Source organism: Synechococcus sp. CC9605 (genome assembly GCF_000012625.1).
Classification (GTDB): Bacteria; Cyanobacteriota; Cyanobacteriia; order PCC-6307; family Cyanobiaceae; genus Parasynechococcus.
The window spans coordinates 1,982,819-2,008,903 of sequence record NC_007516.1; the positions used below are offsets into that span (position 1 = coordinate 1,982,819).

Annotated in this window: 29 protein-coding genes; 10 read left to right on the forward strand and 19 right to left on the reverse strand. The window is 60.8% G+C overall.

All coding sequences use genetic code 11. The annotated features are described in order from the left end of the window. Nucleotides 1-215 precede the first annotated feature (215 nt). Nucleotides 216-1,634: a hypothetical protein gene (locus SYNCC9605_RS10820; RefSeq protein ID WP_011365111.1), complete on the forward strand. Its 1,419-nt coding sequence runs from the start codon at nucleotides 216-218 to the stop codon at nucleotides 1,632-1,634. A gap of 59 nt (nucleotides 1,635-1,693) precedes the next feature. Here the strand turns inward: SYNCC9605_RS10820 and SYNCC9605_RS10825 are convergent, their stop codons facing one another. From SYNCC9605_RS10825 to groES, 3 genes are all read right to left on the reverse strand, one after another. Then, the gene (locus tag SYNCC9605_RS10825; protein WP_011365112.1) at nucleotides 1,694-2,044 is read right to left on the reverse strand and encodes a hypothetical protein; all 351 of its coding nucleotides are present in this window, start codon (nucleotides 2,042-2,044) and stop codon (nucleotides 1,694-1,696) included. Nucleotides 2,045-2,262: 218 nt separating this feature from the next. Beyond that, nucleotides 2,263-3,897 (reverse strand): chaperonin GroEL, encoded by a 1,635-nt coding sequence (gene groL, locus SYNCC9605_RS10830; RefSeq protein WP_006851861.1) that lies wholly within the window; start codon nucleotides 3,895-3,897, stop codon nucleotides 2,263-2,265. A gap of 77 nt (nucleotides 3,898-3,974) precedes the next feature. Continuing rightward, nucleotides 3,975-4,286: a co-chaperone GroES gene (groES, locus tag SYNCC9605_RS10835; RefSeq protein ID WP_011365113.1), complete on the reverse strand. Its 312-nt coding sequence runs from the start codon at nucleotides 4,284-4,286 to the stop codon at nucleotides 3,975-3,977. A gap of 222 nt (nucleotides 4,287-4,508) precedes the next feature. Here groES and atpD point away from each other — a divergent pair, with 222 nt between their 5' ends. Then, nucleotides 4,509-5,972 carry a F0F1 ATP synthase subunit beta gene (gene atpD, locus SYNCC9605_RS10840; protein WP_011365114.1) on the forward strand — a complete coding sequence of 488 codons (1,464 nt, stop codon included), beginning with the start codon at nucleotides 4,509-4,511 and terminating at the stop codon, nucleotides 5,970-5,972. Nucleotides 5,973-6,046: 74 nt separating this feature from the next. Then, nucleotides 6,047-6,457 (forward strand): ATP synthase F1 subunit epsilon, encoded by a 411-nt coding sequence (gene atpC, locus SYNCC9605_RS10845; protein WP_011365115.1) that lies wholly within the window; start codon nucleotides 6,047-6,049, stop codon nucleotides 6,455-6,457. 168 nt (nucleotides 6,458-6,625) lie between these two features. On the opposite strand, the gene SYNCC9605_RS10850 is transcribed toward atpC, so the two are convergent. Next, nucleotides 6,626-7,141 (reverse strand): 30S ribosomal protein PSRP-3, encoded by a 516-nt coding sequence (locus SYNCC9605_RS10850; RefSeq protein WP_011365116.1) that lies wholly within the window; start codon nucleotides 7,139-7,141, stop codon nucleotides 6,626-6,628. Between the two features lie 102 nt (nucleotides 7,142-7,243). On the opposite strand from SYNCC9605_RS10850, the gene SYNCC9605_RS10855 reads away from it, so the two are divergent. Both SYNCC9605_RS10855 and SYNCC9605_RS10860 read left to right on the forward strand, forming a co-directional pair. Continuing rightward, entirely contained in the window at nucleotides 7,244-7,942 is a 699-nt protein-coding gene (locus SYNCC9605_RS10855; RefSeq protein ID WP_011365117.1) for a TIGR01548 family HAD-type hydrolase, read from the forward strand. A gap of 4 nt (nucleotides 7,943-7,946) precedes the next feature. Further along, nucleotides 7,947-9,095 (forward strand): calcium:proton antiporter, encoded by a 1,149-nt coding sequence (locus SYNCC9605_RS10860; protein ID WP_011365118.1) that lies wholly within the window; start codon nucleotides 7,947-7,949, stop codon nucleotides 9,093-9,095. Here SYNCC9605_RS10860 and SYNCC9605_RS10865 read toward each other — a convergent pair. After that, nucleotides 9,092-10,420 carry an aminopeptidase P N-terminal domain-containing protein gene (locus SYNCC9605_RS10865; RefSeq protein ID WP_041435147.1) on the reverse strand — a complete coding sequence of 443 codons (1,329 nt, stop codon included), beginning with the start codon at nucleotides 10,418-10,420 and terminating at the stop codon, nucleotides 9,092-9,094. The genes SYNCC9605_RS10860 and SYNCC9605_RS10865 overlap by 4 nt on opposite strands. Before the next feature lie 87 nt (nucleotides 10,421-10,507). Here SYNCC9605_RS10865 and SYNCC9605_RS10870 point away from each other — a divergent pair, with 87 nt between their 5' ends. The 5 genes from SYNCC9605_RS10870 (at nucleotide 10,508) to ald (ending at nucleotide 16,278) form a co-directional block, all read left to right on the forward strand. Continuing rightward, nucleotides 10,508-11,506 (forward strand): CNNM domain-containing protein, encoded by a 999-nt coding sequence (locus SYNCC9605_RS10870; protein ID WP_011365120.1) that lies wholly within the window; start codon nucleotides 10,508-10,510, stop codon nucleotides 11,504-11,506. Continuing rightward, entirely contained in the window at nucleotides 11,503-12,798 is a 1,296-nt protein-coding gene (locus SYNCC9605_RS10875; protein WP_011365121.1) for a GTP-binding protein, read from the forward strand. Before SYNCC9605_RS10870 ends, SYNCC9605_RS10875 begins: the two co-directional genes overlap by 4 nt. A 1-nt stretch (nucleotide 12,799) precedes the next feature. Continuing rightward, a complete protein-coding gene (locus tag SYNCC9605_RS10880) occupies nucleotides 12,800-13,381 on the forward strand; it encodes a nicotinate-nucleotide adenylyltransferase (RefSeq protein WP_011365122.1) in 582 nt (193 codons plus the stop codon). Beyond that, nucleotides 13,381-15,066: an NAD+ synthase gene (locus SYNCC9605_RS10885; protein ID WP_011365123.1), complete on the forward strand. Its 1,686-nt coding sequence runs from the start codon at nucleotides 13,381-13,383 to the stop codon at nucleotides 15,064-15,066. Before SYNCC9605_RS10880 ends, SYNCC9605_RS10885 begins: the two co-directional genes overlap by 1 nt. Nucleotides 15,067-15,138: 72 nt before the next feature. Further along, on the forward strand, nucleotides 15,139-16,278 hold the full coding sequence (gene ald / locus SYNCC9605_RS10890) for an alanine dehydrogenase (protein ID WP_011365124.1): 1,140 nt from the start codon (nucleotides 15,139-15,141) through the stop codon (nucleotides 16,276-16,278). Here ald and SYNCC9605_RS10895 read toward each other — a convergent pair. From SYNCC9605_RS10895 to SYNCC9605_RS10960, 14 genes are all read right to left on the reverse strand, one after another. Then, complete coding sequence (locus SYNCC9605_RS10895; protein WP_011365125.1) at nucleotides 16,275-16,703, reverse strand: YchJ family protein; 429 nt, start codon at nucleotides 16,701-16,703, stop codon at nucleotides 16,275-16,277. The two genes, ald and SYNCC9605_RS10895, sit on opposite strands and share 4 nt — an antisense overlap. Then, a complete protein-coding gene (locus SYNCC9605_RS10900) occupies nucleotides 16,703-17,755 on the reverse strand; it encodes a DUF3326 domain-containing protein (RefSeq protein ID WP_041435150.1) in 1,053 nt (350 codons plus the stop codon). The genes SYNCC9605_RS10895 and SYNCC9605_RS10900 overlap by 1 nt, the downstream gene beginning before the upstream one ends. Beyond that, nucleotides 17,752-17,937, reverse strand: a complete 186-nt coding sequence (locus tag SYNCC9605_RS10905; protein WP_011365127.1) for a hypothetical protein — start codon at nucleotides 17,935-17,937, stop codon at nucleotides 17,752-17,754. Before SYNCC9605_RS10905 ends, SYNCC9605_RS10900 begins: the two co-directional genes overlap by 4 nt. Continuing rightward, the gene (locus tag SYNCC9605_RS10910; RefSeq protein WP_011365128.1) at nucleotides 17,934-18,263 is read right to left on the reverse strand and encodes a 2Fe-2S iron-sulfur cluster-binding protein; all 330 of its coding nucleotides are present in this window, start codon (nucleotides 18,261-18,263) and stop codon (nucleotides 17,934-17,936) included. The genes SYNCC9605_RS10905 and SYNCC9605_RS10910 overlap by 4 nt, the downstream gene beginning before the upstream one ends. Nucleotides 18,264-18,295: 32 nt before the next feature. After that, nucleotides 18,296-19,006, reverse strand: a complete 711-nt coding sequence (locus SYNCC9605_RS10915; protein WP_083757099.1) for a TIGR02466 family protein — start codon at nucleotides 19,004-19,006, stop codon at nucleotides 18,296-18,298. A 103-nt stretch (nucleotides 19,007-19,109) separates the two neighbouring features. After that, complete coding sequence (locus SYNCC9605_RS10920) at nucleotides 19,110-20,060, reverse strand: F0F1 ATP synthase subunit gamma (protein ID WP_011365130.1); 951 nt, start codon at nucleotides 20,058-20,060, stop codon at nucleotides 19,110-19,112. 13 nt (nucleotides 20,061-20,073) lie between these two features. Next, nucleotides 20,074-21,594, reverse strand: a complete 1,521-nt coding sequence (gene atpA / locus SYNCC9605_RS10925; RefSeq protein ID WP_011365131.1) for a F0F1 ATP synthase subunit alpha — start codon at nucleotides 21,592-21,594, stop codon at nucleotides 20,074-20,076. A 57-nt stretch (nucleotides 21,595-21,651) separates the two neighbouring features. Further along, nucleotides 21,652-22,200 (reverse strand): ATP synthase F1 subunit delta, encoded by a 549-nt coding sequence (atpH, locus tag SYNCC9605_RS10930; protein WP_011365132.1) that lies wholly within the window; start codon nucleotides 22,198-22,200, stop codon nucleotides 21,652-21,654. Continuing rightward, nucleotides 22,200-22,682: a F0F1 ATP synthase subunit B gene (locus SYNCC9605_RS10935; RefSeq protein ID WP_011365133.1), complete on the reverse strand. Its 483-nt coding sequence runs from the start codon at nucleotides 22,680-22,682 to the stop codon at nucleotides 22,200-22,202. The genes atpH and SYNCC9605_RS10935 overlap by 1 nt, the downstream gene beginning before the upstream one ends. Beyond that, a complete protein-coding gene (locus SYNCC9605_RS10940) occupies nucleotides 22,682-23,146 on the reverse strand; it encodes a F0F1 ATP synthase subunit B' (protein WP_011365134.1) in 465 nt (154 codons plus the stop codon). Before SYNCC9605_RS10940 ends, SYNCC9605_RS10935 begins: the two co-directional genes overlap by 1 nt. Nucleotides 23,147-23,215: 69 nt before the next feature. Continuing rightward, nucleotides 23,216-23,464 carry an ATP synthase F0 subunit C gene (atpE, locus tag SYNCC9605_RS10945; RefSeq protein WP_006851467.1) on the reverse strand — a complete coding sequence of 83 codons (249 nt, stop codon included), beginning with the start codon at nucleotides 23,462-23,464 and terminating at the stop codon, nucleotides 23,216-23,218. Between the two features lie 170 nt (nucleotides 23,465-23,634). Further along, nucleotides 23,635-24,360: a F0F1 ATP synthase subunit A gene (gene atpB / locus SYNCC9605_RS10950; RefSeq protein ID WP_006852023.1), complete on the reverse strand. Its 726-nt coding sequence runs from the start codon at nucleotides 24,358-24,360 to the stop codon at nucleotides 23,635-23,637. A 24-nt stretch (nucleotides 24,361-24,384) separates the two neighbouring features. Further along, complete coding sequence (locus SYNCC9605_RS10955) at nucleotides 24,385-24,723, reverse strand: hypothetical protein (protein ID WP_011365135.1); 339 nt, start codon at nucleotides 24,721-24,723, stop codon at nucleotides 24,385-24,387. Nucleotides 24,724-24,769: 46 nt separating this feature from the next. Further along, nucleotides 24,770-25,939 carry a class I SAM-dependent methyltransferase gene (locus SYNCC9605_RS10960; protein WP_041435808.1) on the reverse strand — a complete coding sequence of 390 codons (1,170 nt, stop codon included), beginning with the start codon at nucleotides 25,937-25,939 and terminating at the stop codon, nucleotides 24,770-24,772. Between the last annotated feature and the right edge of the window lie 146 nt (nucleotides 25,940-26,085).

The following is a 26,085-nucleotide window of genomic DNA, read 5'->3' on the forward strand; positions in this document are numbered from 1 at the left end:
TAATGTCAATACATCCAAATAAACTTTTCAACCCAAGACTCATACACAGAAGCCAAAATACTAAAGAAATTTAAAGCAAAAATCTCTCAGCAAAGTACAAGCACAATTATTTAATCTAAATTCAAAACCAACAACATTAAACTTACATTGATACCATAAACGTTTTGAACAACACAAGCATGAGCAGGCTGACGAAGAGAAACCATGTATAGTCGTTGGATGAAGAGAGGAACACAGTGAATAAAAATTTGAGTTCTAAAAAACCAATAAAGTACAAATTTCATATTCCTTCTAAAAAGCTTCCCAGCTCTCTTGCTCAAAAGATCTGTAGTCCACTATGGAAAAATATAATTCATTCAATTGAAACCGGCAACGTTGAAACAATTCAAGCATTAGTCAAATCAATTGACAAGAAGCAGGAAGCAATTTACTTACCTCATCCATTCCTAGAAAATTTAGATACTTTTGTTACTAAAAATATCCGGCAAGGCATGTGTAACTTTATTTTCTTTAGCGACTCAAACAACCAAAATCAATGGATCCTATGCCAATGCACATCATTTGTTGATGCAATCTTTACAGAGTCATATTCAGGCAAACATAAGTCTTCTGTTAACGACGATGTAATTTTAAATGCAATCAAAAGACTTTTCAATGGCAAGAATAAGATAAGCTCGAGAAGGTATGGCACGAAAAAGGCAACATTTTCCGGCTACCTCCTCGATCAAAAAAGACCATACCATCACTTCTACGATCAACTTAAATGGCTTGTCTGGCTAGAGACTGACAAGCCAATCATTAGCAACAACTCTTTTTTCATCCCTAGACATTACAAGAAGCTCTCAGTAACCCAAAAAAAACAGCCCACATTTTCCCTCTTTCCATTGGTCATCGGCTCGAATCAGTTGAAAATGAAGCTTGATCAATATTCCGAAAAAATGGAGAAAGTTGTCTACCTAGACAGTTCCAAAGGCTGGTACAACAACATCATATGGAATCGATTGAATCAAGTATTCAACCAAATCAGAAAAGTATTTAATAAAAGCAATACCCTCACTCTTTGGTTTGGTATTTCTGGGCAGAAAAGGATATGGATCGAACAAGAAGACTTTCTCCCCGCTTTTGTACAACAACTAACGCCTTGGTTTGATTCGTTTGTGTTTATGGTTGATGGTTTTACCGAATACGAGAATTCAAATCATGCTCGCCTGAGTGGAAGCAAAGCAACCCCAGTCAATCAAGATCTTGAAGTTGTCACTTCGATTAGGCAAAAATTATTACCTTTTCCCAATGTGTCGGTCGTAAGCCTGGTGGGACAAACGTACCGAGAGAAAATACAACGCTGTCAAGATGTTGATTTCTTTATTGCCAATGCGGGCGCCGGCCAACTTGTTCCACATCGCTTCTGCAAAAAACCAGGTATTTTGCACTCCAATGAAAAACATTGCGTTTTTCCAACAGGAATTAACAACACTACCGTCAAAATAGTCGATAAATCTCTGGTCAAGGACGTAGGCAATTTATTTGCAAAAGGGACATCAAACAAAAATCTGGGTGCCGGACTTATTAGCTATAGTATTAAGACAGAAATTGTTATTAACATGGTCACAGACATGCTAGATCTCGACGATTAAGCCATCTTGCCAGTCAACAAGCAAGCATTCAAGACTTTCTTCTGAATGCATTTATTAGGCTATGGGGCCTGCAAGCCTGATTTAAAAAAGGCAAGTTCCTTGTGAACGCGATCCAACTCATACAACGTTTTGGTCTCCTTTTTTTCAAGAATCTCAACGCGCTTCAACAGATCTTCCAACAACTTGTTTTGAAGAGACTCAACCTGAACCTGCCTTTTCTGCACCCCTTTTGAGGGAACTCCTCCTGAATCAACTGCCGAAAGAATTCTTCCATCCGTTTCGACGTACAACCGGGCAAGACGCTCCAAGACTTTGGAATAGGCCTTGTCTTGCTCTCGACAAAGGTCCTTGAAACGCTGCAGCGTCTCAGGGGCAAACTGAGCAGCAAAAGCTCCGGGTCGCTGGGGCATTTGTCCCGACTCGACAATACTAAACAATACATCAGCCTGAGCACTCCTGAACCCTCATAGATTCATGGACTGCAGCCGAGAGCAAACTCCGCAAAGCACATGTCTTGAAAACCCTAGACATCACAAGACGGTCCAGGCAATAAAAAAGGCCCCGCAGGACCTCTCGGTATGACTTGAATTGGGGTGATCGGGTGGTCTCTCGGCCACCCGATCAGCGATCAGTAGTCGAAGTCGCCGCCGCCCATGCCGCCGCCGGCAGGAGCTGCTTCCTTCTTCTCAGGCAAATCAGCCACGATGCACTCGGTGGTTAGCACCATGCCAGCGATGGATGCGGCATTTTGCAGACCGGAGCGGGTCACCTTGGCGGGATCGACGATGCCGGCAGCCAGCATGTCGACGTACTCACCGGAGGCAGCGTTGAAGCCTTCGGCACCAGCGCGAGCCTTGACGTTCTCAGCCACAACAGCACCGTTGGCACCAGCGTTTTCAGCGATCCGCATCAGCGGAGCGGTGAGAGCAGCAGCCACGATGTTGGCGCCGATCAGTTCTTCGCCGGACAGGCTGGAGGCTGCCCACTGCTCCAGGGCCGGAGCCAGGTGCGCCAGGGTGGTGCCGCCACCAGGAACGATGCCTTCCTCAACAGCCGCCTTGGTGGCGTTGATGGCGTCCTCGAGACGGAGTTTCTTGTCCTTCATCTCGGTTTCGGTGGCCGCACCCACCTTCACCACAGCCACGCCACCGGCCAGCTTGGCCAGACGCTCCTGCAGCTTCTCCTTGTCGTAGGTGGAGTCGGTCTCGTCCATCTGCTTCTTGATCTGTTCGCAGCGGGCGCCGACAGCCGCCTCGTTGCCCTCGGCAACGATGGTGGTGGTGTCCTTGTTGATTGTGATGCGACGGGCGGTGCCCAGCATCTCCAGCTTGGCGTTCTCCAGCTTGAGACCAGCGTCCTCGGTGATCAGCTGACCGTTGGTCAGTACTGCCATGTCTTCCAACATGGCCTTACGGCGATCACCGAAACCAGGGGCCTTCACGGCGGCCACGTTCAGCACACCGCGCAGGCGGTTCACCACCAGAGTGGCGAGGGCTTCCTTCTCGATGTCCTCTGCAATGATCAGCAGAGGCTTGCCGGTGCGGGCGATTTGCTCCAGCACGGGCACCAGATCCTGCACCAGACCGATCTTCTTGTCGGTGAGCAGGATGTAGGGCTCGTCGAGGACGGCTTCCATCCGCTCGGTGTCGGTGGCGAAATAAGGGGAGATGTAGCCCTTGTCGAAGCGCATGCCCTCGGTGACCTCGAGTTCGGTCTCCATGGACTTGCCCTCTTCGAGGGAAATCACACCTTCCTTGCCAACCTTGTCCATGGCGTCGGCGATCATCTTGCCGACTTCCTCGTCGTTGCCAGCGGAGATGGTGCCCACCTGGGCGATGGCATTGCTGTCAGCGATGGGCTTGGCCATTTCCTTGATCTTGCTGACCAGGAAATCGGACGCCTTGTCGATGCCCTTCTTCAGGGTGATGGCATTGGCACCGGCAGCCACGTTGCGCAGACCTGCCTTGACCATGGCATGGGCCAAAACGGTAGCGGTGGTGGTGCCGTCACCGGCAGCGTCGTTGGTTTTGGAGGCGGCCTGACGAATCAGAGCAACACCGGTGTTCTCGATGTGGTCTTCGAGCTCGATCTCCTTGGCGATGGTGACGCCGTCATTGATGATCTGGGGTGCACCGAACTTTTTCTCGAGCACCACGTTGCGGCCTTTGGGGCCCAGGGTCACGGCGACGGCTTCGCAGAGGATGTCGATGCCTTTTTCGAGAGCGCGACGGGCGTTCTCGTTGTAGATGATGCGCTTTGCCATGGAAGGCGTTTCCTAATGAAGAGGATGATTAAGGAAGGCTGAGCTGAGACTCAAGCCGCAATGCAGCGGGGCTGATCTCAGTTGACGACAGCCAGGATGTCCTTCTCGGACAGCAGCACGTATTCATCGCTGCCGAGTTTGATGTCGGTGCCGGCGTACTTGCTGTAGAGGACATTGTCGCCCACACCAACTTCGGGAGCCTGACGGCTGCCGTCGTCGTTGCGCTTGCCGGGGCCCACCTGAACCACTTCACCCACCTGGGGCTTTTCTTTGGCGGTGTCAGGCAGAAGGATGCCGCCGGCGGTCTTCTCTTCGGATTCAGAGACCTTGACGAACACGCGGTCGCCGAGGGGTTTGACGGTGGAGACGCTGAGAGAAACAGCAGCCATGGGTACTTGCAGGAGCAGGGACAGGGCGCAATGCGCCACGCATCGACGCGAGTTGGCACTCGATGCCGATGAGTGCCAACGTATGCAAGCGACCACCCCTCGGGCCATACCCCAAGCTGTGCGGGTGACCGAACCGGTGAGGGGAAACCACAGCGGTGGTAGGGTTGCGCCGCTCTGAATGGGTCCGAGCGCGCAGCGCCTGTTCCCGCAACTCTCCTTCCTATGGTCGCTTCTGCTCCTGCATCTGCTGGCACCAAGGGTGTGATCCGTCAGGTGATCGGCCCGGTTCTGGACGTTGAATTCCCCGCCGGGAAACTGCCCAAGATCTATAACGCTCTTCGCATCGAGGGGAAAAACCCCGCGGGCGATGACGTCGCCCTGACCGCTGAGGTTCAACAGCTTCTGGGGGATCACCGGGTTCGCGCCGTTGCCATGAGTGGCACCGACGGTCTGGTCCGCGGCATGGAAGCCGTTGACACCGGTGCACCGATTTCCGTGCCTGTGGGTGAAGGCACCCTCGGCCGTATCTTCAACGTGCTGGGCGAGCCCGTCGACGAGCAGGGACCCGTCAACACCACGGCCACCGCTCCCATCCACCGGGATGCCCCCAACATCACCGAGCTTGAGACCAAGCCCAAGGTGTTCGAGACCGGCATCAAGGTGATCGACCTGCTGGCTCCCTATCGCCAGGGGGGCAAGGTCGGCCTGTTCGGCGGCGCCGGCGTGGGCAAGACCGTGTTGATTCAGGAGCTGATCAACAACATCGCCAAGGAGCACGGCGGTGTGTCCGTGTTCGGTGGTGTGGGTGAGCGCACCCGTGAGGGCAACGATCTCTACGAGGAATTCAAGGAGTCCGGCGTGATCAACGCCGACGACCTTTCCAAGTCGAAGGTGGCCCTGTGCTACGGCCAGATGAACGAGCCCCCCGGTGCCCGCATGCGCGTTGGTCTCTCCGCTCTGACCATGGCGGAGCACTTCCGCGACGTGAACAAGCAGGACGTTCTGCTGTTCGTGGATAACATCTTCCGCTTCGTGCAGGCCGGTTCCGAGGTGTCCGCACTTCTGGGCCGCATGCCTTCCGCTGTGGGCTACCAGCCCACCCTGGGCACCGACGTGGGTGCACTGCAGGAGCGTGTTGCTTCCACCGTTGAAGGTTCGATCACCTCGATCCAGGCCGTTTACGTGCCTGCTGACGACCTGACCGACCCTGCTCCGGCCACCACCTTTGCTCACCTCGACGCCACCACGGTGCTGAACCGTGCCCTGGCCTCCAAGGGCATCTACCCCGCTGTGGATCCACTCGATTCCACCAGCACCATGCTTCAGCCAGCCGTGGTGGGTGACGAGCACTACCGCACCGCCCGTGCCGTGCAGTCCACCCTGCAGCGCTACAAGGAACTGCAGGACATCATCGCGATTCTGGGTCTCGACGAACTGTCGGAAGACGACCGTCGCACCGTGGATCGTGCCCGCAAGGTAGAGAAGTTCCTCTCCCAGCCTTTCTTCGTGGCCGAGATCTTCACCGGCATGCCCGGCAAGTACGTGAAGCTGGAGGAAACCATCGCTGGTTTCAACCAGATCCTTGCCGGTGAGCTGGACAGCCTCCCCGAAGCTGCCTTCTACCTGGTGGGCAACATCGAGGAAGTGAAAGCCAAGGCCGAGAAGATCGCCGCCGAAACCAAGTGATCCCTGCGGGGGTGTGAATCACACCCCCGATCACGTGTTTCTCGTCAGTCCGTTCTCTTTTCGAACCAAGGTTCATGTCCCTCACCCTCCGCGTGCTGGCAACAGACCAGAACGTCTTTGATGGCAGCGCCGATGAGGTGATCCTGCCCAGTACCACCGGTCAACTCGGTATCCTGCCTGGCCACATCTCCCTGCTCACCGCCATCGATATCGGTGTGCTGCGGGTGCGTGCCAACGGTGCCTGGAACTCCATCGCTCTGATGGGTGGTTTCGCCGAAGTGGACGCCGATGAAGTCACCGTTCTGGTGAACAAGGCCGAACTGGGCAGCTCCATCGATGCCGCTGCAGCCGAGACCGCTTTCCAAAAGGCAACCATCATGGTGGCTGGCATGGAAGGTCAACCGTCTTCTCCGGAAAAGCTCAAAGCCCAGCAACAGCTCAATGAAGCTCGCGCTCGCCTTCAGGCCAGCAAAACTGCCGACTGATTCATCCACCTGATCCACGGATGACATTCAATGCGCCAGGGGTTTCCGCCCCTGGCTTTTTTATTGGTGTCGTTCGTTGTGCATCATCCAGTCACCCCACGCGCAACGGGGAGGCATTAAAAAACCTGCCCTAGGGCAGGTTTGAAGCAACAACCTGAAGGATGGAAATCAGGCGGTACCGCAGAAGGTGACGTCAGGGAACTTGGCCTTGGCCTCTTCGAGGCTCTTGCCTTTGCCTTCCTCCTGCCAGTAGTTGATCACCTCAGTGGCCTGGTTGAGCACTTCAATCCGCTCATTGTCGGTGATCCAGCTCTTGCCTTCCAGCTCGGTCTTCAGGCTTTCCCAGGCATCCTCACGGGGCCAGAAGAAGTAGGAGGTGAGGGGGCTGGGGCCACCACCAACGATCTGGTCAACCGCGAGGGCCACGTTGTCGGGAAGCCAGAGGATCTTCAGCAGGAAGCGGCCTTCATCAGCCTTGGGGGTGTAACCGGAAGGAACACCATCGGCATCGATGGTGGCCGTGGCCAGAGCCGCGGCTGCGCCCTTCAGCACAGGACGGCCTTCGCCTTCGCTGGCTGCAGGCTTTTCAGTGGTTTCAGCTGCCTGGGTGGCGCCTTCAGCCGCGTCGGCGGACGGAGTCGCGACCTCCTGGTCGGTAGGGGCAGCGCCTTCGGTGACCGTCATGGTGTCAGCGCTCAAGACAGAAATACAAACAACTAACCTACCAGCCGCTCCCCACGAGATGTTCTGGGATCCCCAACCATCCTGCTGTTCGATATCGATGGTGTGATCCGCGATGTGGCTGGCAGCTACCGCCGTGCTCTTCAGGAAACAGTCCAGCACTACAGCGGCTGGCGTCCCACACCCGAGGACATCGACAACCTGAAGGGAGAAGGCCGGTGGAACAACGACTGGGACGCCAGCATGGAACTGCTGCGACGCCACGGGACTGAGCTTCCGGATCGCACAGCATTGATCGATGTTTTCAGTGGCTACTACTTCGGCGGCGATCCTCAGGGTGATCCCAGCGACTGGACGGGCTTCATCGGCGATGAACCGCTGCTGGTGGATTCCGCTTTCTTTGAAGAGCTATCCAGCCGAGGCATCCGCTGGGGATTCGTCAGCGGAGCTGAACCCCCCTCAGCACGATTCGTTCTGGAGCAGCGCCTGAGACTCAACAAACCATCCCTGATTGCCATGGGGGATGCACCAGACAAACCCGACCCCACAGGGCTGTTACGGATGGCGGAGACCTTGGCGGATGGAGAGACACCGGAGTGGGTCGCCTACATCGGCGACACCGTGGCGGATGTGCAAACGGTGATCAACGCCCGGGAGCGGCGACCTGAGCTGAGATGGCGCAGCCTTGCCGTGGCACCTCCCCATGTGGCAGACGTGATGGCGTATCACCAGAAGCTGCGCAATGCCGGCGCAGACTGCATTGTGGGAGCGACACGGGAGTTAATCCCGGCTCTGTTGCAATGACTCGATGGTGCGCCTGCTTCTGCCGATCCTGATCGGCCTCGTCGCCCTCGTTTCGATTGAATTCAGCGGCGTGATGGCGTGGCTTCTGGTGCAACCCACCAGCATCGTTCTCGCCGGCCTGGCTTTGCTGAGCGGAGTGGTTCTTGTGCTCTCGAAAAGCGTGGCCAACCAGGCCGATCGCGTCTCAGAGCTGATCGGCCAGCCCTATGGAGCTTTGGTGCTTACAGCCGCGGTGATGACCATCGAACTCGCCCTGGTGGCCAGCACCATGCTCACAGGCGAGAGCAACCCAACTCTGGCGAGGGATTCGATGTTCTCAGTGGTGATGATCGCCCTCACCGGCGTCACCGGAATCTGCAACGTTTTGGCGGCCGTGCGACGCGGGACGCTGGGAAGCGATGGGCAGGTGGACACCAGCCAAATGGCCGCTCCCAACCTGTTGGGGGCCCTCACGTACTGGGACCTGATCAGCACCATGTGCGTGCTGGCACTGGTGATTCCTAACTTCAGCCGTAGCACCACGGAGGCCAATTTCAGCACTCCTGTGAATGCGGTGCTCTCCGTGGTGGCCTTTGGCGTTTACGCCATCTTCTTAACCGCCCAAATGGGGCGTTACCGCAGTCTTTATACCGAACGGGAGAGCCTGATCGTCGCTGTTGGCGGGGGTGGCGAAGCGCTGGAAACCCTGGAAGCCGAGAACAACGACAACGACCTGCCGCTGTGGAAAGCAGCGTCACTGCTTGTGGCAGGACTGCTGGTGGTGTGCCTGATTGCCGAATCGATGGGGCAGCTGATCGAAACCGGCATTACCGATCTCGGCCTGCCGAGTTCTCTGGCGGGGGTGCTGGTGGCGATGCTGATCCTGGCGCCAGAGGCTCTCAACGCCATTCAGGCCGCTTCCGCTGGCGAAGTGCAGCGATCGATCAACACGTTGTACGGGTCGGTCGTGGCCACAGTGAGCCTCACCGTTCCAGCCGTGCTGGTGCTTGGGGGAATCACCGGGACCGATGTGATCCTGGGACTCGAACCCTTTGAGATGGTTCTCCTGGCTCTGACGCTGATCCTCAGCTATCCCCACGCTCGGCTCACCGGCATTGAAGGCCTGATGAAGCTGGTGATTTTTCTGTTCTGGATTTTGCTGCAGGTGGCCTAGGAACGCTCCATCGCAGCAACGCTCTTGAGGGCGCCCGCGGTGAGCACCTCATGGCCGGTCTCGGTGACGGCAACGTCGTCTTCGATGCGGATGCCGATGCCTTTCCAGCGATCGTCGATCTCAGGCTGTCCTTCCGGCACGCTGAGGCGATCGCTGACGTAAAGGCCGGGCTCAACGGTGAGCACCATGCCTTGCTCGAGCGGCGCAGGTTGCTCACCGAGCCGGTAGGCCCCCACGTCATGCACATCCAGACCCAGCCAATGGCCGGTGCGGTGCATGTACAGGTGACGGTAATTTCCTCGCTCGATGATGCCGTCCACGTCCCCGATCAGCAGGCCAAGGTCCACCAGGCCCTCAACCAGAATTCGCAGGGCTGTGTTGTGCACCGCCTCCGCGGTGCCGCCGGGAGCCACAACAGCCACCGCAGCTTCCTGGGCCTCCAGCACCAGGCTGTAGAGCTCCCGCTGTTCCGCCGTGAAGCGGCCATTCACCGGGAAGGTGCGGGTGATGTCGCCGTTGTAGTAATCCTCCAGGGAACACCCGGCATCGATTAGCAGCAAGTCGCCGTCCTGGAGCGTGGCCGTGTTGGCGGTGTAGTGCAGCACGCAGGCGTTATCACCGCCAGCGACGATGGATCCGTAGGCAGGACCGCGAGCCCCGTTGCTGCGGAAGTGGGCCTCCATCGCCGCCTGCACCTCGGCTTCATTCATGCCCGGGCGGGTGATCGATCGGGCCAGCTCGTGGGCTTCTGAGGAGATGCGACAGGCCTCCCTCAGACGCTCCAACTCATGGGGCTCCTTGCGCAGGCGCAGTCGATGCAGGATCGGTGTTGGCGCCACCAGGCCCAGGGCCGCCGTCCCCGTGCGGGCATAGGTATCGAGTTGCCGCCCCCAGGCCGAGAGCACCATCGACTCCACCGATGTGTGGCGGCCCACCCGGAAGGCGATGGCTTCGGCACCGGCGAGGTACTCGGGCAGTTTTTCGCTCAGCTGATCCAACGAATGGGCCAGGTCCGCGCCGTAGCGCTCCAAAGCTCCTTCGATGCCCCAGCGGAAGCCGGTCCACACCTCGGCGGCAGGATCCTTGGGCTGCACGAACAGCACATAGCGCTCGCCCTCCGGTCGATTCGGCAGCAGCAGAGCCACCGCATCCGGTTCATCAAAACCGGTGAGATAAAAGAAGTCGCTGTCCTGTCGGAAGGGCCACTCGCAGTCGGCGTGATGGGTCGCCAATGCCGCGGCCGGAATCACCGCCGCGGCAGCGCCGAGTTGCTCCATGAACAGGGCGCGACGACGCGCGTGGATGCCGGAGTCGAAACCGTTCACAGCAGCAGAGCGTTCAGTAGAACAGGATGGCAGTTGGCAAGGCCGAACTGGCCAGGGCCTCTACGATGCAGGCAGTCTCAGACGGCAATGAGCTCCGATCTCCTGGTGCTGTTGCTGCTGGTTTTGGTGGTGCTGCTGGGTTCGGCCCTCTGCTCCGGAGTGGAAGCTGCCCTGCTGACCGTGAGTCCGATCCGGGTGCACGAGCTGGCGGCCCGGGAACGCCCCGTGGCCGGGGCCAGGCGGCTGGCGCAATTGCGTCAACGGCTGGGGCGCACCCTGTCGGCTCTGGTGATCGCTAACAACGGCTTCAACATTTTCGGCAGCCTGATGCTGGGCGGTTATGCCGCCTGGGTGTTTGAGCAGCGCAAGATCAGCGGTGTGGCCCTGCCGGTGTTCTCGGTCGGGCTGACTGTCCTGGTGATCCTGCTGGGGGAAATCCTGCCCAAAGCCCTCGGAAGCCGTCTGGCCCTGCCGGTGGCCCTGGCCAGCGCACCCCTGTTGCATTGGCTCGGCCTGGCGCTGCGGCCGCTGGTGCTGCTGCTGGAACGGATGCTGCCGGCCATCACTGCCGAAGCGGAACTCAGCACCAATGAGGAGGAGATCCGTCTGCTGGCCCGCCTGGGCTCCCAGAAAGGAGAAATCGAAGCCGATGAAGCCGCGATGATCGGCAAGGTGTTTCAGCTGAACGACCTCACCGCCCGCGACCTGATGACGCCGCGGGTGGCGGCGCCCACCCTGGACGGCAGCCTCAGCATCGAAGCCCAGCGGGCCAAGCTGATGAGCACCAACGATCCCTGGTGGGTGGTGCTGGGCGACCAAGTGGACAAGGTGCTCGGGGTGGCCAGCCGCGAGCGGGTGCTCACCGCCCTGTTGGAGAACCGCGGCCTGCTCACACCCGTTGACCTCTGCGAACCGGTGGAATACGTGCCCGAGATGATCCGGGCCGATCGGCTGCTGACGGGCTTCCGGCGCGACAGCGGTGGCGTACGCGTTGTGGTGGATGAATTCGGTGGCTTTGTCGGCGTGATCGGTGCCGAATCCGTGCTGGCCGTGCTGGCCGGCTGGTGGCGCAAGCCGGCAGCATGAACGGAATGCAACCCACCCCGCCCCACACCATTGAGCGCTGCCAGCTGCTGCTGGAGCAGTGGCACAGTCAGCTTCAGCTGAGCCCACGGGACCAGGGACTGCTGGGGGGCCAATTGCAGCTACTGGATCGTCAGCTGCAACGGCTGCAGCAACGACACCTGCGCATTGCGCTATTTGGTCGGGTGGGGGTTGGCAAATCCAGCCTGATCAATGCCTTGATCCGCCGCCCACTGCTGGCAACGGATGTCGCCCACGGCAGCACCCGCCGTCAGCAGGCGGTGGACTGGCCCGTGGAGATTGCCGGGCTGACCAGGGTGGAACTGGTGGACACCCCCGGCATTGATGAAATCGATGCCGCCGGGCGGGCGCGCTTGGCCTCCCGCGTGGCCATGGGGGCCGATCTGGTGCTGCTAGTGGTGGACAGCGACCTGACCCGGGCCGACCTGGAGGCCTTACGCACGCTGCTGGAGAGCGGCAAGCCCCTGCAGCTGGTGCTGAACCGGAGCGACCGCTGGCCGAAGCAGGAACGTGCCACCCTGCTGCGCAGCATTCGCGCAAGGCTGCCGGTGGATCTGCCGATCACCGCGGCAGCGGCAGCACCCCGCAGCCCCCAGATCCAGGCCGATGGGCGGGTGCGCAGCAGGATCACGACGCCACAGGTGCAGGATCTGCAGAAGCAGCTCTGCCAACAGCTGGAGAACGAAGGCACCCTGCTGCTGGCGATCCAGTCGCTGCGCCAGGCCGACCACTTCCAGAAGGCCTGCCAAGAACTAAGGCTGCAACAGCACCGCCGCACGGCCCAGAGCCTGATCGGTCGTTATGCAGCCGCCAAGGCCACGGGCGTGGCCGTCAACCCAGTGATGGCCCTGGATATGGCGGGAGGCATGGCCTGCGACACCGCCCTGGTGCTGCAGCTCAGCCGTCTCTACAACCTGCCGATGACACCAACGGCGGCACGGCTGCTGCTCACCCGACTCTCCAGCCACAACGCCTTGTTGGGCGGGGTGCAGTTGGGGCTGGCGGCCCTCAAGCAGGCACTGCTTCTGCTGGTGCCGGTGAGCGGCGGCGGCAGCTTGGCCCCTGCAGCCCCGGTGGCCCTGGCCCAAGCCGCCCTTGCGGTGCACGCCAGCCGCCGAACCGGGCGTCTCGTAGCTCAGCAGTTGCTGCGCCGACGCGGTGGACAACCCGGTGCGCTGCTGCGCCGGCTGGCCGAACGTGATCCCGTGGTGCACCACTGGCTGTTGCGCTGGCCCAAAGTCCTGGAGCAGGATCTGCAACCACTGCTGCCCTGAGATGACCGCTGCTGCCATCGCCTTGCTGGGCACCAGCGCCGATCCACCCACCCGCGGCCATCAGGTGCTGCTGGAGGGGCTCTTGAACCGCTACGGCCACGTGGCGACCTGGGCCAGTGACAATCCCCTGAAACAGCACGATGCCCCCTTGGAGTTGCGAGCGATGCTGCTCGGCCAGCTGGTGCAGCAACTGCAGGATGAACGGCTGGAGCTGGCCCAGCATCTGAGCAGCCCTTACTCCTTGATCACCCTGCAACGGGCCGCCCAGCATTGGCCTGATCGGGAGCTGGTGTTTGTGGTGGGCAGCGATCTCGCCGGACAGATTCCCCGCTGGAAACAGAGCAATTGCTGGCTGCCGCAGTGCCGCCTGGCCATCGCCCCCCGCAAGGGTTGGCCCCTCGAGGACGCGACGCTGCAGGCCCTGCGCGATCTGGGCGGACAGGTGGATCTGCTGGATCTTGAGGTTCCCGCCACCGCCAGTTCGCAACTGCGCCAACAACCGAACGAAGCGCAAATCCCTGAAGCGGTGTGGCCGCTACTGCTCCAGCACAATCTTTATGGCCTTTCGGGGAGCCTCTGCTGATGCGCATCGCCCTGGCGCAACTCAACCCCGTGGTCGGCGACTTCGAGGGCAACGCGAAGCGGATTCTGGAGGCCGTGCGCAGGGCAGAAGAGCAGGCTGTTGAGCTGGTGCTCACCCCTGAACTCTCCCTTTGGGGGTATCCCCCCCGGGACCAGTTGCTCGAACCCAGCCGCATCCAGCAGCAAGACACGATGCTGCAGTGGCTGGTGAACCAACTCAACAGCAGCGTCACCCTGTTGGTGGGAGCTGCGCTGCCCGCATCCGATGCCCGCAGTCCACGGCTGCACAACGGTGTGGTGCTGGTGAATCGCCTGGGCTGGCGGCCGATTGCCCAGAAACAGCTGCTGCCCAGTTACGACGTCTTTGATGAGCGGCGCTACTTCCGCCCGGGCCATGGGCCCTGCCTGCTCAGCCTGCCCAACGGGAAGCGATTAGGCCTCACCATCTGCGAAGACCTCTGGGTGGATGACGGCCTGCAGCGCGAGCGCCTGGACGGACCGGATCCCATCGATCAACTGGTCCCCGAACAGCCGGATCTGGTGATCAATCTGGCGGCCTCCCCCTTCGATGCCGCCAAGCCAGCCTTGCGCCAACAGCTGGCGGCGGCAGCGGCGCAACGCCTCAATTGCCCACTGATCTACCTCAATCAAGTGGGGGGGAACGATGAGCTGGTGTTCGACGGGGCCAGTTTTGTGGTGGGAGCCGATGGCGCCGTGCAGCTGGAACTCCCCGTCTGCGAGGAGCACCTGGCGGTCTGGGACAGCGGCCATCCCACCACTGTGCGGTCCCACGGCCAGATCCAACCCATGGATCCCATTGAGCGACTGTTCCGCGCCCTGGTGCTTGGGGTGCGTGACTACGCCCGGAAATGCGGGTTCAAACAAGCCTTGCTGGGGTTGAGCGGCGGCATCGACTCAGCGCTGGTGGCGGTGATCGCCACAGCAGCTCTTGGGAACGAAGCGGTTTCAGCGCTGTTGATGCCCTCCCCCTGGAGCTCGTCTGGATCCATCGACGACGCCTTGGCCTTGGCCGAACGGTTGGGGCTGCAGACCAACACAGTGCCCATCGCCGGCCTGATGGAGGGCTACGACCAGGCCCTGACAGCACCGCTGGGGGCAAAGCCCCAGGGCGTGACGGCGGAAAATCTGCAATCACGCATTCGCGGCTCCCTACTGATGGCCGTGGCCAACCAGCAGGGCCAACTGCTCCTCACCACCGGCAACAAATCCGAGCTGGCGGTGGGGTACTGCACCCTCTACGGCGACATGAACGGTGGGCTTGCGGTGATTGGCGATCTCTACAAAACCAGCGTGTTTGCCCTTTGCGACTGGCTTGACAGCGACGCAGCCCGGGGCTGCCGCCAGGCGCTGGGACTACCGACGCACGGGGAGCTGGTGGGGGAAGCAATCCGCCGTAAACCCCCCAGCGCCGAGCTCAGGCCCAACCAGAAAGACAGCGACTCCCTGCCCGACTACGACGCCCTGGATGCACTGCTCAAAGCCCTGATCCAGGAGCGCCAGTCCGGACCAACCCTGGTGGCGGCCGGCCACGATCCCGCTCTTGTTGAACGGGTGGAACGGCTGCTGAAACGGGCCGAGTTCAAGCGACGCCAAGCGGCACCTTTGCTCAAGGTGAGTCCCCAGGCCTTCGGCAGCGGTTGGCGGTTGCCCATTGCCGCGGCCTAGCGCAGTCCAACCCTGGAGAAGTGGCGGGTTACGCGCAGCGGAGCCAGATTGAAGGGACCCCCTTAAGCCGCCATGGCAGCCTCCGTCCTCTCGGCACCGATGGCCAGCATCGGTGTGCCGAAGGAGATCAAGCTCGATGAGCAGCGCGTGGCGCTGACTCCCGATGCGGTGCGGGAGCTGGTCAGCCAAGGCTTGGAGGTGCGCATCGAAACCGGAGCCGGGGCTGGAGCAGGAATCGGTGACGAAGCCTTCGCCGCCGCCGGTGCCCAAATGGTGAGCCGCGACGAGGCCTGGGGCGCCCATCTGGTGGTGAAAGTGAAGGAACCGCAGGCGGAGGAATTTGCCTACCTGCGGAAGGACATGGTGCTGTTCACCTACCTGCACCTGGCCGCCTATCCCAGCGTTGGCGAAGCCCTGCTGGAGGCGGGAACTGCCGCCATCGCATACGAAACCGTGCAGCTGGAGAACGGCAGCCTGCCGTTGCTGGCACCGATGAGCGAAATCGCGGGGCGCTTGGCAGCCCAGGTGGGAGCTCACCTGCTGGAGAAACCCCACGGCGGCCGCGGTGTGCTGATGGGGGGCTGCACCGGCGTGCAGCCGGCCCGTGTGGTGGTGCTTGGCGCCGGCACCGTTGGCTGGAATGCCGCACGAACGGCCGCCGCCATGGATGCCGAGGTATTGCTGCTCGACCGCTCACCCCAGCGGTTGCGCAGCCTGGAGGCCGACCGGCGCGGTCGCTTGATGAGTGTGGTGAGCAGCCGCGGACTGCTGGAACGGTTGGTGCCGACGGCGGATCTGGTGATCGGAGCCGTGCTCACCCCCGGCGGACGGGCCCCCACCCTGGTGGACGCGGAGATGGTGAAGCAGATGCGACCCGGTTCGGTGATCGTGGATGTGGCTATCGACCAAGGCGGCTGCATCGCCACAAGCCAGGAGACGACCCACCGCGATCCCACCGTGACCATCCACGGCGTGCAGCACTACGCCGTGGGCAACATGCCGGGGGCGGTGCCGTTCACCTCCACTGAAGCCCTGGTGAGCGTGACCCTCCCCTACATCCTGGGCATCGCCGGGCGGGGCCTGGAGGAGGCGGTGACGGAACGACCGGAACTCATCTCCGGCCTGAACACGGTGCAGGGATCGGTGTGCCATCCCGGCGTGGCCAAGGCACTCGGGGTACCGCCGCGGCATCCGATGGCCTGCCTCCGTTAGCCCTCCAAGTGGAGTGCACCCAGATAGAGCCAAGGGCCATCGTCCGCGCCATCGCGACGCTGAAACAGGGAGGTTTCCTTCAACACCCCACCGCGATAATGGGCTTCGAACTGCACCGTACCCTCCAGATCCCTCGGGCCGCCCGCGCTTATCGCAAGCACGGTCAAGCCGAGCCAACGGGTCTGCCGGCAACTCCGCTCCAGGGAACGGCGCCGCTGCTGTTCTGGAACATCCGGCTCGGGATTGGTGGCCAGCAGATAGTCGATCTCGCCGCGCGCAAAGGCTGAATATCTGGAACGCATCAGCTGTTCAGCCGTATCGGCACGCTGATCGCCGCGATGCAAGGGCCCGCAGCAGTTGCGATAAACACCACCCCCACAGGGGCAAGGGCTCTGATCGGAGGCTGCACCAAAACCGCCAGGCATCAATCTAACCGTTGCAGCGCTGGCAGGGGCCGGCCCAGGGACGCCGGACTCAATCCCTCCCGCAGCGCCAGCACCAACCCTGCTGCCTCGCTGTAACTGCTGGCATGGAGAACCCCCTGGCTCAAGCCAAGGGCGTCGGCCGTGACCGACAGCACCGATGGATTGGCCACGCAGACCACGGGCAGATTGCGCTCCACGCAGGCCAACACCGCCTCCCCCCCCAGGGCACCCTCGGGAACGACAACGGCCCCCAATTGCGACGCGTCAACGTCACCGCACTGCCGATCGCCGCTCACCAGATCCGGTGCCCGACTGAGCCCCACCAACACGCAGGCTAGGAAGGTGTAGCCGAGCTCCTCACCCGCCGCCCTTGGATCCAGCTGCGGATCCAGGGGCAAAGGGTCCAAAGCGGGGGCATGGGCACAGGGGATCTGCAGATGCTTCACCAGCAGGTGACTGATCACCGCTTCAGCACCGGCCAACGCATCCACGCCACTGCCCTGGCGATAGGCCGCCAACTCCTCACTCTCTGGATCCTCGGGGAAGCGGGCCACCACCGCAATCGCCGTCGCCCCGGCTTGCTTCAAGCGATCGCCAGCCCGCAACAGGGCGTCGGGACACCCCAATCGCCCCCAGCTGGCGCCACTGGCACCGCGCTCGAGTGTCACCTCGAGCGGCGCATCCGTTGTAATGACTGGGCCAATCTCCAAACCCAGGCTGGCGCGGCAGCCCTCAACCACCTGTATCTGGCGCTGGGCCAGCTCGGGATTGATCCCGGCGTCGAGCAGCAAACCGATCCGTTGCTTCCGCACCGGCCGCAGGGCCCACTCACCCACGGCAAACCGATCGAGGCCATAGCCCTCCACATAGAGCACGCGGGAATCTCTCCAATACAGCGAAGCCCCGTTCATCACATTGGGATGGGTGATCAAGCAGCCGCTCGCTGCAGCCAGCAACCGTGCAGACGGCAAGGCGTCACCGGCGTAGCCACCGATGTCACAACCGATGCCAGTGGGCACCAGCATCAGCGTTGGCATTGGTGCCGAGCTCACGCGCTGATCACTGCCTCCACTTGAAGTGTTCGAGCACCATCGGCGCTGGTTCGAACTGCAGTGAGGGCCCAACGCAGCACATCACCCTCCTTCGCCAACTGCTGACGAGTCCAACTGCGCAGCTCAACCAGAGGCACATCAGCGGGCCAGAGGAATTGGCGTTGCAGGCTGGTGAGCCTCACTTCTGATATTGACCGAACTGGGCTTCGTAGAGCGCATCCTCTTGCCCCGCCTTAAGGGTGAGATCGGCCCGCGGAAAAGCCACACACAGCAGGCTGTAGCCCTGCTGCTGAAGCTCACCCTTCACACCCATGGCATCGGGCTGTTCAACGCTGCCCTCGCTGATCACTGCAGCACAGGTGGTGCACACCCCGGAGCAGCAGGAGCTGGGAAGGGTAATGCCAGCGGCCTCAGCAGCGTTCAGCACCGTCTGGTCAGAGCGACAGGAAAAGCTGTGGGTTTCGCCTTCGAACTCGGCGCGGACGGTGTAAGTGGCCACGTCGGACATGCCGGGCTCAATCAGGAAGAGGCCGCATTCTCTCAGGCAATGGGCTCGTCCAGCGAGTCCCAAAGGCGGGGGTGGGGCGCCAGATATTCCGGCGAACCACCCTGCACTGGTGCTGTAAGCACGAAATCAAAACTGATCGAACAGCGCAGCTCGTCTGGGGCATCGTTGGGCAGAACGCTGTGCTGCAGGCTCGACGGAAACAGCACCAGCAAACCCGGGCGTGGTGCCAGGTCCCAGTAGGCCAGATTCAACGGGTGGCCTTCAGCAATCGGGCCGCCATAACCCACCGCCAAACCCGCCACCAACTCATTGGTTTTATGTGACGCATACAGCCGCAACACGCCCTCCTCACCAGAGCCGTTACCCGTGAGGTAAAGAACAGCGCTGAGATGGGCATTGGGGTGATGGTGGCGACCAACCGCTTGATCCCAATTACTGATAACCGGCCAGCAACGCTGCAGATGCAGAGCCACTTGGCTTCGCTCAAACCCAAGCGAATCGAGATAGCTCCAGGCCTGATCCACCACCAACTGGGCCATGTCCTGAAAGGGCTCCTGTTGATGCAGCTGCCACACCCCGTGCAGGTCCCCCGTCCAGGCACAGCCCTCGCTGGAGTTGCCGTCGGCTTCACCGCGAAGCGCCAGCAGAGCCTGCATGCAGGAGGCCTGCTGCAGGGGGTCGAGAGGCAGTTGAGTTGTTGCAACCACAGTGGGAAAGAGCTGATGAAGCTGAAGCACGCCCACACCCTCCAACCGCTGCGCTTCACCGATAACACAGCACAAAAAAGCCGGCCCCGAAGGACCGGCAACTAATGAATCGATCGACCGAAAGGATCAGCCGAAATGGTTAACCGACAGCGGCAGCACCGCCTGCAACTTCAAGGATCTCCTGAGTAATCGCAGCCTGACGGGCCTTGTTGTAGTCAAGGGTGAGGGTCTTGGCCAATTCCTTGGCGTTATCGCTGGCGTTGTTCATGGCCGTCATCCGGCTAGCCAGCTCAGAAGCAGCCGATTCCTGCAGGGAACGCAGCAACTGGTTCTGCAGATACAGGGGGAGAAGCGCATTGAGCAGCTGCTCGGGAGTCTGCTCAAACACGATGTCCGAAGGAATCTTCGGCTCAGTGTTGGCAGGGCCTGCACCAGGCTCCACCGTCAGAAGGCCGTCCTTGGTGGTGAGACGGAAGATCTCATCCTCAGGATCAGCGATGTCCTGAGGATCCAAGGGCAGGAGGGTCTGAACCACGGGCTTGCAGCTCACCAGATTGATGAACTTGGTGAAGATCAGCTCAACGCGGTCGGTGCTTTCGGCCAGGAACTCAGCCAGCAGATCCGTGGAGATCGTGTTGGCCTCATCGGCGGTGGGAACCTGTTCCAAACCAGAGAAGGTGGCTTGTATCGGGTAGTCACGACGGGTGAAGTAGCCGATGGCTTTGGTGCCGATCAGCAGAAGCTTCACATCGAAGCCCTTGCCCTTCAGCTCAGCAAAACGCTGTTCCGTGCGCTTGATGATGTTGGCGTTGTAGCCACCGCACAGGCCGCGATCACCGGTGACCGCCACCAGGGTGATGGTCTCCACATTGCGCTGCTGCATCAGAGGTGATGCAGCATCTTCGAAGCCCATGCGGGACTGGAGGTTTTCCAGGATCCGGGCCAGCCGATCCGCGAAGGGACGGCTACGGAGCACTTGCTCCTGTGCGCGGCGCACCTTGGCCGCAGCCACGAGGCGCATGGCCTCGGTGATCTTGCGGGTGTTTTTGACCGACTTAATTCGGTCTCGGATTTCCTTGAGATTCGCCATGTCGGCAGCTCCTTCAGGCCGCAGAGGCGACCATGGTGGACACAACTTCGGTGATGGCGTCCTTGAGGATCGCCTCAGCCTCAGGGCTCATCACTTTCTTCTCTTGGATTTCGGTAATGAACTCAGCCTTGTTGGACTTGAGGTACTCACGCAGTTCACGGGAGAAGTCGACAACCTTGTCAACGGGAACGTCGTCGATTAGGCCCTTCACACCGGCGTAAACGATGGCAACCTGCTCAGCCAGGATCAGGGGGCTGAACTGAGGCTGTTTGAGCAGCTCACGCAGGCGCTTGCCGCGCTCCAGTTGCTGCTGAGTGGAGGCGTCCAGGTCAGAAGCGAACTGGGAGAAGGCGGCCAGCTCGTCGAACTGGGCCAGCTCCAGTTTCAAGGTGCCGGCAATCTTCTTGATGGCCTTGGTCTGGGCAGCACCACCCACCCGGCTCACGGAGATACCCACGTTGATCGCAGGACGCAGACCGGAGTTGAACAGGTCGGAGCTGAGGAAGATCTGACCATCCGTGATCGAAATCACGTTGGTGGGGATGTAAGCCGACACATCACCGGCCTGGGTCTCGATGATCGGCAGGGCAGTCATGGAACCCTTGCCCATGGCGTCAGACAGCTTGGCTGCACGCTCGAGCAGACGGCTGTGGCAGTAGAAGACGTCGCCGGGGTAGGCCTCACGACCGGGCGGACGACGCAGCAGGAGCGACATCTGGCGGTAAGCAGCAGCCTGCTTGGAGAGATCGTCGTAGATCACCAAGGTGGCCTTGCCCTTGTACATGAAGTACTCGGCAATGGTGGCGCCGGTGTAGGGAGCCAGGTACTGCAGCGCAGCGGGCTCGGAGGCGTTGGCTGCCACGATCACGGTGTAGTCGAGGGCGCCGCGCTCACGCAGCACTTCAACGACGTTGGCCACTGAAGCAGCCTTCTGACCCACAGCGACGTAGACGCAGATCATGTCCTGATCCGCCTGATTCAGGATCGTGTCGATCGCGATGGCGGTCTTGCCGGTCTGGCGGTCACCAATGATCAGCTCACGCTGGCCACGGCCGACAGGGATCATCGCGTCGATGGCGGTGATGCCGGTCTGCATCGGCTCGTGCACCGATTTGCGCTGAATGATGCCGGGAGCCATGGATTCGATCAGGCGCGTCTCGCTGGTGGCGATTTCGCCCTTGCCGTCGATGGCGCGGCCCAGGGAGTTCACCACCCGGCCCAACATGGCTTCACCCACGGGCACAGCAGCGATTTTGCCGGTGGCCTTCACCGTGCTGCCTTCCTGAATGCCGTAGCCCTCACCCATCAGCACCGCGCCGACGTTGTCGTCTTCGAGGTTCAGGGCGATGCCTTCAGTGCCGTCCTCAAATTCAATAAGTTCGCCGGCCATGGCTTGCTGCAGGCCGTAAACGCGGGCGATGCCGTCGCCCACGGTCAGAACGGTGCCGACATTGCTGACGGAAACCGACTTGTCGTAGTCCTCAATCTGCTTCTTGAGGATGGCGCTGATCTCGTCGGGACGGATGGAAACCATGGCGTGTGATCCCTGCTGGGAGTTGGGGAGGAAGGAGCGGTGGAGGAAAGAGTGAGGTCAGCTCGCCTTGGCGAGTGCCAGACCGAGGCGACGAACCTGGCCAGACAGGCTGGCGTCGATCACCTGAGATCCGAGACTCACGACGAAACCGCCGATTAGGGACGGATCCACACTGAGGTCGATGTCGACCTTGTTGGTGCCGGCCATGGCCTGCACCTTTTTGGACAGTGCCGCCTGTTGATCCTCAGTGAGGCTTTGAGCAGAACGGACTTGGGCCAGCGTGATGCCCTGCTGTTCCCGATAAAGCTCGAGGTAGCGAAGCATCACCGCATCGAAAGCAATGAGGCGTTGACGGTCAGCCAACACCTTCAGCAAATTGAAAACTGAAGGAGTTACATCCTCACCCACAAGCGCCTTGAGTGCTTGCTTCTTGGCGTCCGGCTCAAGCACCGGGGACACCATGGCGTCGCGGAAATCTTCAGAGTCGTTCCAGATCGCAAGCAGTTGCTTGCATTGATCAGCAACTGTTTCAGACTCGCCACGGGCCTCAGTGACCTGAAGCAATGCTTCGGCGTAGGGGGTAGCCAGAGAGTTGAGGAGAGGCATCAGGCGTTCTCCAGGTTTTTGATGGTGGAATCGATCAACTTGGCCTGAGCACTGGCATCGAGACGAGCCGGAAGTACGGCGAGGGCCTTGTCGATTGCCGCCAGGGCAGCCTCACGTCGCAGGCTGTCCTTGATCCGAGCAGCATCAGCCTCGGCATCGGCATCGGCACCGGCCTTGATCGCAGCCATCACGGAAATGGTGCGCTTCTCGCCTTCAGCACGGATGCCTGCGGCACGGGCCTGACCATCAGCACGAATCTTCTCGGCTTTCTGCTGGGCAGCAGCCAACTCGGACTGGGCCTGGCTCAGGTTTTCGGTGGCGGTCTTCAGGCGGGACTCTGCGTCCTGCAATTCCTGAAGGATGGCGGCGCGGCGGCGTTCCAGGATTCCTCCCAGGAAACCGCGCAGGAACCAAAACAGGAGCCCGATCACGATGACCAGGTTGACCAGATTGGTCTCGAGCGGATTGAGATTGAGGGTCATCACGCGGCCAGCAAACGGTTGATGATCGTGGTGCTTAGCTGATCCACCTGACCCTTGAGCTGGGTGCGGGCAGACTCACGCTCGGCCTCGATGGCACGACGGCTTTCCTCTTTGGTGCGATTGGCTTCAGCTTCCGCCTGGGCCAGTGCTTCGCGGTAAAGCCGATCAACTTCTTGTTCCGCCTCAACGATCACGGCCTGAGCGGACTGGCGGGCACCTTTCAGCTGTTCAGCCAAATCAGCTTCCAGGCGTTCAACCTGAGCAAGCTTCTGCTTGGCATCAGCACGACTGGTGGAGATGTAGCCCTCGCGATCTTCCACGACCTTGCCGACCGGACGGAAGAAGAGGACATTGAGCAGGAAGGTGAGGAGAACCACCTGAACCGCCATCAGCGGAAGGGTGGCATCGAGGTCAAAAAGACCTCCCTCCGGAACACCTGCTTCAGCGAGCAGAAGCCAGGTCATGGAAGGGTGCGCTGGGAAGGAATCGAAACAAGAAGCTCAGGAGGGGGATCAGCGATCCCCCTGCACTGATCAGCCGGCGAAGGGGTTGGCGAACAGAAGCACCAGAGCCACCACCAGGCCGTAGATGGTCAGCGATTCCATGAACGCCAGGGACAGCAGCAGGGTGCCGCGGATCTTGCCTTCGGCTTCGGGCTGACGGGCGATGCCCTCAACAGCGCCGCCGGACGCGGTGCCCTGACCGATACCAGGGCCGATGGCGGCGAGGCCGACTGCCAGGCCAGCAGCCACAACGGAAGCGGCGGAGGTGATGGAATCCATGTTGGGTGGTGTAAGGGGAAGCGCAGGGGAGCGCTGTACGGAATGGACTTGGGGATCGGTTCCCCCCGCGCAGGGACATTCCCGAAGGAACGGGCCCGGGTGCAATGCCGGACCTGCGCGCGGATGTGTTTAGCAGATCGCCGTTCTCAGGCGATAGAGGAGATCGGTTTTTAGTGAGCCTCGTGGAGGCCTTCACCGATGTAGAAGGACGCCAGGGTCGCGAAGATCAGAGCTTGAATGGCACTGGTGAACAGACCCAGGAGCATCACAGGCAGGGGCACGATCAGCGGAACCAGGTACACCAGCACGCCTACAGCCAATTCGTCGGCAAGGATGTTTCCGAACAGACGGAAGGAGAGGGAGAGAGGCTTGGTGAATTCCTCGATGATCTTGAACGGGAGCATGATCGGGGTCGGCTCCACGTACAGCTCGAAGAAGCGCAGACCCTTTCGGCTCAGGCCGGCATAGAAATACGCCAGTGACACCAGCAGAGCCATCGCCACGGTGGTGTTGATGTCTGCGGTGGGAGCGCCGAGCTCACCCTCGGGGAGTTCGAAGATCTTCCAGGGGATCAGAGCTCCGCCCCAGTTGCTCACGAAGATGAACAAGAACAAGGTGCCGATGAACGGCAGCCAGTCGCGGTAGTACTTCTCGCCGATGTTGTCGCGGGCGATGTCGCGGATGAAATTCCAGAGGAATTCGAGCAGGTTCTGCAGACCGATCGGGTCACGCTTCATCCCGCGGGTGCCGACAAGCACAACAGCTAGGAGGATGCCGATCAGGATCCAGGAGCTCAGGAACACCTGGCCGTGCAGATACAGATCGCCGATCTGCCAGTACAGGTGATGACCCACTTCCAGTTCAGCGAACGGGAGTGGTAAGGGCAACAAAGCCATGGGTGCAGAGAAAAGTGCTCAGACTCAGCGGTCGTCGAAGACGTGCTGAAGAATCAGGGCGGGCTTGTAGAGAAGGAATCCCAGGAAGGCCGGCAGCAGATCGAGCTGAGGCAGCTTGGCCGAACCAACCACAAGCAGGGTTGGAACGATGAGCTGAAAACGCCCCAGTCCACGGGACTGGTCACTGAGCCGGGCCACACTGCGAGCAAGCAAGCGCACGTACAGAAGTCCGGCGCAGGAGCCCACAAGAACACTGCCGGCCACCGAGAGATTCATGATGAGAGCCACGATCGGAACCGTGACGAGTGACACCAGAACGGTGGCCAACAGCAGGCGACGTTGAAGACGGTAAAAATCTTCCAAGCGCTGCCTGAATTGGCGCGCGGAATCTATCACGCGTTCGCTGCTGTTATTCCTCCAACAGAAGCAGCTGGCGATCCACAAGGTCGCGGATCTGATCGGGAGACGCAAGGGCCCCCAGCCTCTGTTCCGGCTGCTCAGCGACAATCCTCAGCAGGGCGCGGTCGGCATCACTGAGCTGAATGGGCTCCATGTTGCGACCAAGAATCGGATCGGGTTCCCCCCAGAGGCAGGGCTGAACCAAACCGCTGGCCAGGCCAAGGGCCTCATCACTCCAGCGAGGTCGCTCCACCGGTGCCGCGGAGAGAAAGAACTCGAAGTGGCTGATGTCGGGATCCAGCTGCTCCACAAGCTCCCACTGCTGACGCGGTGGCAAGGCCTGGGCTCGCTCCAGCAGTTCTCCCTGAAGAAGACGGGATGGATCCCAAACCTCCGGATTGGAGAAGCCGGCGAAATGCAGACCTGCCCTTTCGATGAACGCGAAGAGAAGCTCGAGGTTGTAACTGGTTTCCTGCGGGTGCAGATACATGTCCGCGAAATTCGCGTCAGGGGCGCAGTCCACGGCCCAGCGTTCCCGGTGATGACGGGCAAGGCGGTTGCCCTCGGGCAGGGTTTCGAACAGCTCCCGCCCCAGACGCAGGCCCTCCGAGCCTGTGCCGGCATTGAGAAGACTTAGCGCTTTCTGGGTGCGATGGATCTCCCAGCGACCGGCATCGGCGTAAAGAAAGAGATGCAGCAGACCCGACGGAGCCAGGCGATCCGCCAGAGAGCGCAACCCCGCTTCCGGCTGATCCAGGTGATGCAACACCCCCACCGAATTGATGTAGTCGAACGACCCTTCGTCACTCAGATCAAGAAGACTGCGCTGCTCCTGACGCAGGGAGGTCACTTGCTCGGCCGCCCCGGAGCGCCGGCAGCGTTCCCGCGCCACAGCAAGAGCCCCATCACTGATGTCCACCCCGAGCACATCAGCCCCCGGGTTGAGATGGCAGAGGTAATCGGTGCTCACCCCCGTGCCACAGCCGGCATCGAGGATCCGCGGCGCCTCCATCCCTGCAGGGATCGATCCGTACACGGCAGCCAGAACACTGCGGTGACACCAACGCCAGTTGTATCCAGGTGGCGGCCCGTCCTGCAGTGGATCCCCCGGGAAGGGAAAGCGGTCATAAAACGCACTCACCACGGGAGTCGCAGCATCACTGGGCTTGGGGTGGGTCATGCAGCGCTGATTTCGCGCCTGCGAGCTTTTCACGCCACACCCGTGGATCCCCTGCAGCACCGCAAGGCCTGCAAACATTTGTTCATGGGGCCACGGAGGGCCATCCCAGCAGCCGTAACGTGGCGCGATCCGGCTTGCTTTCGTCG

Coding starts and splice junctions, on each gene's coding strand:
- SYNCC9605_RS10920 (WP_011365130.1), bottom strand. CDS start 20,060: ATGGCGAATCTCAAGGAAATCCGAGACCGAATTAAGTCGGTCAAAAAC.
- atpB (WP_006852023.1), bottom strand. CDS start 24,360: ATGGCTTTGTTGCCCTTACCACTCCCGTTCGCTGAACTGGAAGTGGGT.
- groL (WP_006851861.1), bottom strand. CDS start 3,897: ATGGCAAAGCGCATCATCTACAACGAGAACGCCCGTCGCGCTCTCGAA.
- atpE (WP_006851467.1), bottom strand. CDS start 23,464: ATGGATTCCATCACCTCCGCCGCTTCCGTTGTGGCTGCTGGCCTGGCA.
- SYNCC9605_RS10960 (WP_041435808.1), bottom strand. CDS start 25,939: ATGACCCACCCCAAGCCCAGTGATGCTGCGACTCCCGTGGTGAGTGCG.
- SYNCC9605_RS10940 (WP_011365134.1), bottom strand. CDS start 23,146: ATGACCTGGCTTCTGCTCGCTGAAGCAGGTGTTCCGGAGGGAGGTCTT.
- SYNCC9605_RS10880 (WP_011365122.1), top strand. CDS start 12,800: ATGACCGCTGCTGCCATCGCCTTGCTGGGCACCAGCGCCGATCCACCC.
- SYNCC9605_RS10875 (WP_011365121.1), top strand. CDS start 11,503: ATGAACGGAATGCAACCCACCCCGCCCCACACCATTGAGCGCTGCCAG.
- SYNCC9605_RS10850 (WP_011365116.1), bottom strand. CDS start 7,141: ATGACGGTCACCGAAGGCGCTGCCCCTACCGACCAGGAGGTCGCGACT.
- ald (WP_011365124.1), top strand. CDS start 15,139: ATGGCAGCCTCCGTCCTCTCGGCACCGATGGCCAGCATCGGTGTGCCG.
- atpH (WP_011365132.1), bottom strand. CDS start 22,200: ATGCCTCTCCTCAACTCTCTGGCTACCCCCTACGCCGAAGCATTGCTT.
- SYNCC9605_RS10910 (WP_011365128.1), bottom strand. CDS start 18,263: ATGTCCGACGTGGCCACTTACACCGTCCGCGCCGAGTTCGAAGGCGAA.
- SYNCC9605_RS10935 (WP_011365133.1), bottom strand. CDS start 22,682: ATGACCCTCAATCTCAATCCGCTCGAGACCAATCTGGTCAACCTGGTC.
- SYNCC9605_RS10870 (WP_011365120.1), top strand. CDS start 10,508: ATGAGCTCCGATCTCCTGGTGCTGTTGCTGCTGGTTTTGGTGGTGCTG.
- groES (WP_011365113.1), bottom strand. CDS start 4,286: ATGGCTGCTGTTTCTCTCAGCGTCTCCACCGTCAAACCCCTCGGCGAC.
- SYNCC9605_RS10885 (WP_011365123.1), top strand. CDS start 13,381: ATGCGCATCGCCCTGGCGCAACTCAACCCCGTGGTCGGCGACTTCGAG.
- atpA (WP_011365131.1), bottom strand. CDS start 21,594: ATGGTTTCCATCCGTCCCGACGAGATCAGCGCCATCCTCAAGAAGCAG.
- atpC (WP_011365115.1), top strand. CDS start 6,047: ATGTCCCTCACCCTCCGCGTGCTGGCAACAGACCAGAACGTCTTTGAT.
- atpD (WP_011365114.1), top strand. CDS start 4,509: ATGGTCGCTTCTGCTCCTGCATCTGCTGGCACCAAGGGTGTGATCCGT.
- SYNCC9605_RS10825 (WP_011365112.1), bottom strand. CDS start 2,044: ATGCCCCAGCGACCCGGAGCTTTTGCTGCTCAGTTTGCCCCTGAGACG.
- SYNCC9605_RS10860 (WP_011365118.1), top strand. CDS start 7,947: ATGGTGCGCCTGCTTCTGCCGATCCTGATCGGCCTCGTCGCCCTCGTT.
- SYNCC9605_RS10895 (WP_011365125.1), bottom strand. CDS start 16,703: ATGCCTGGCGGTTTTGGTGCAGCCTCCGATCAGAGCCCTTGCCCCTGT.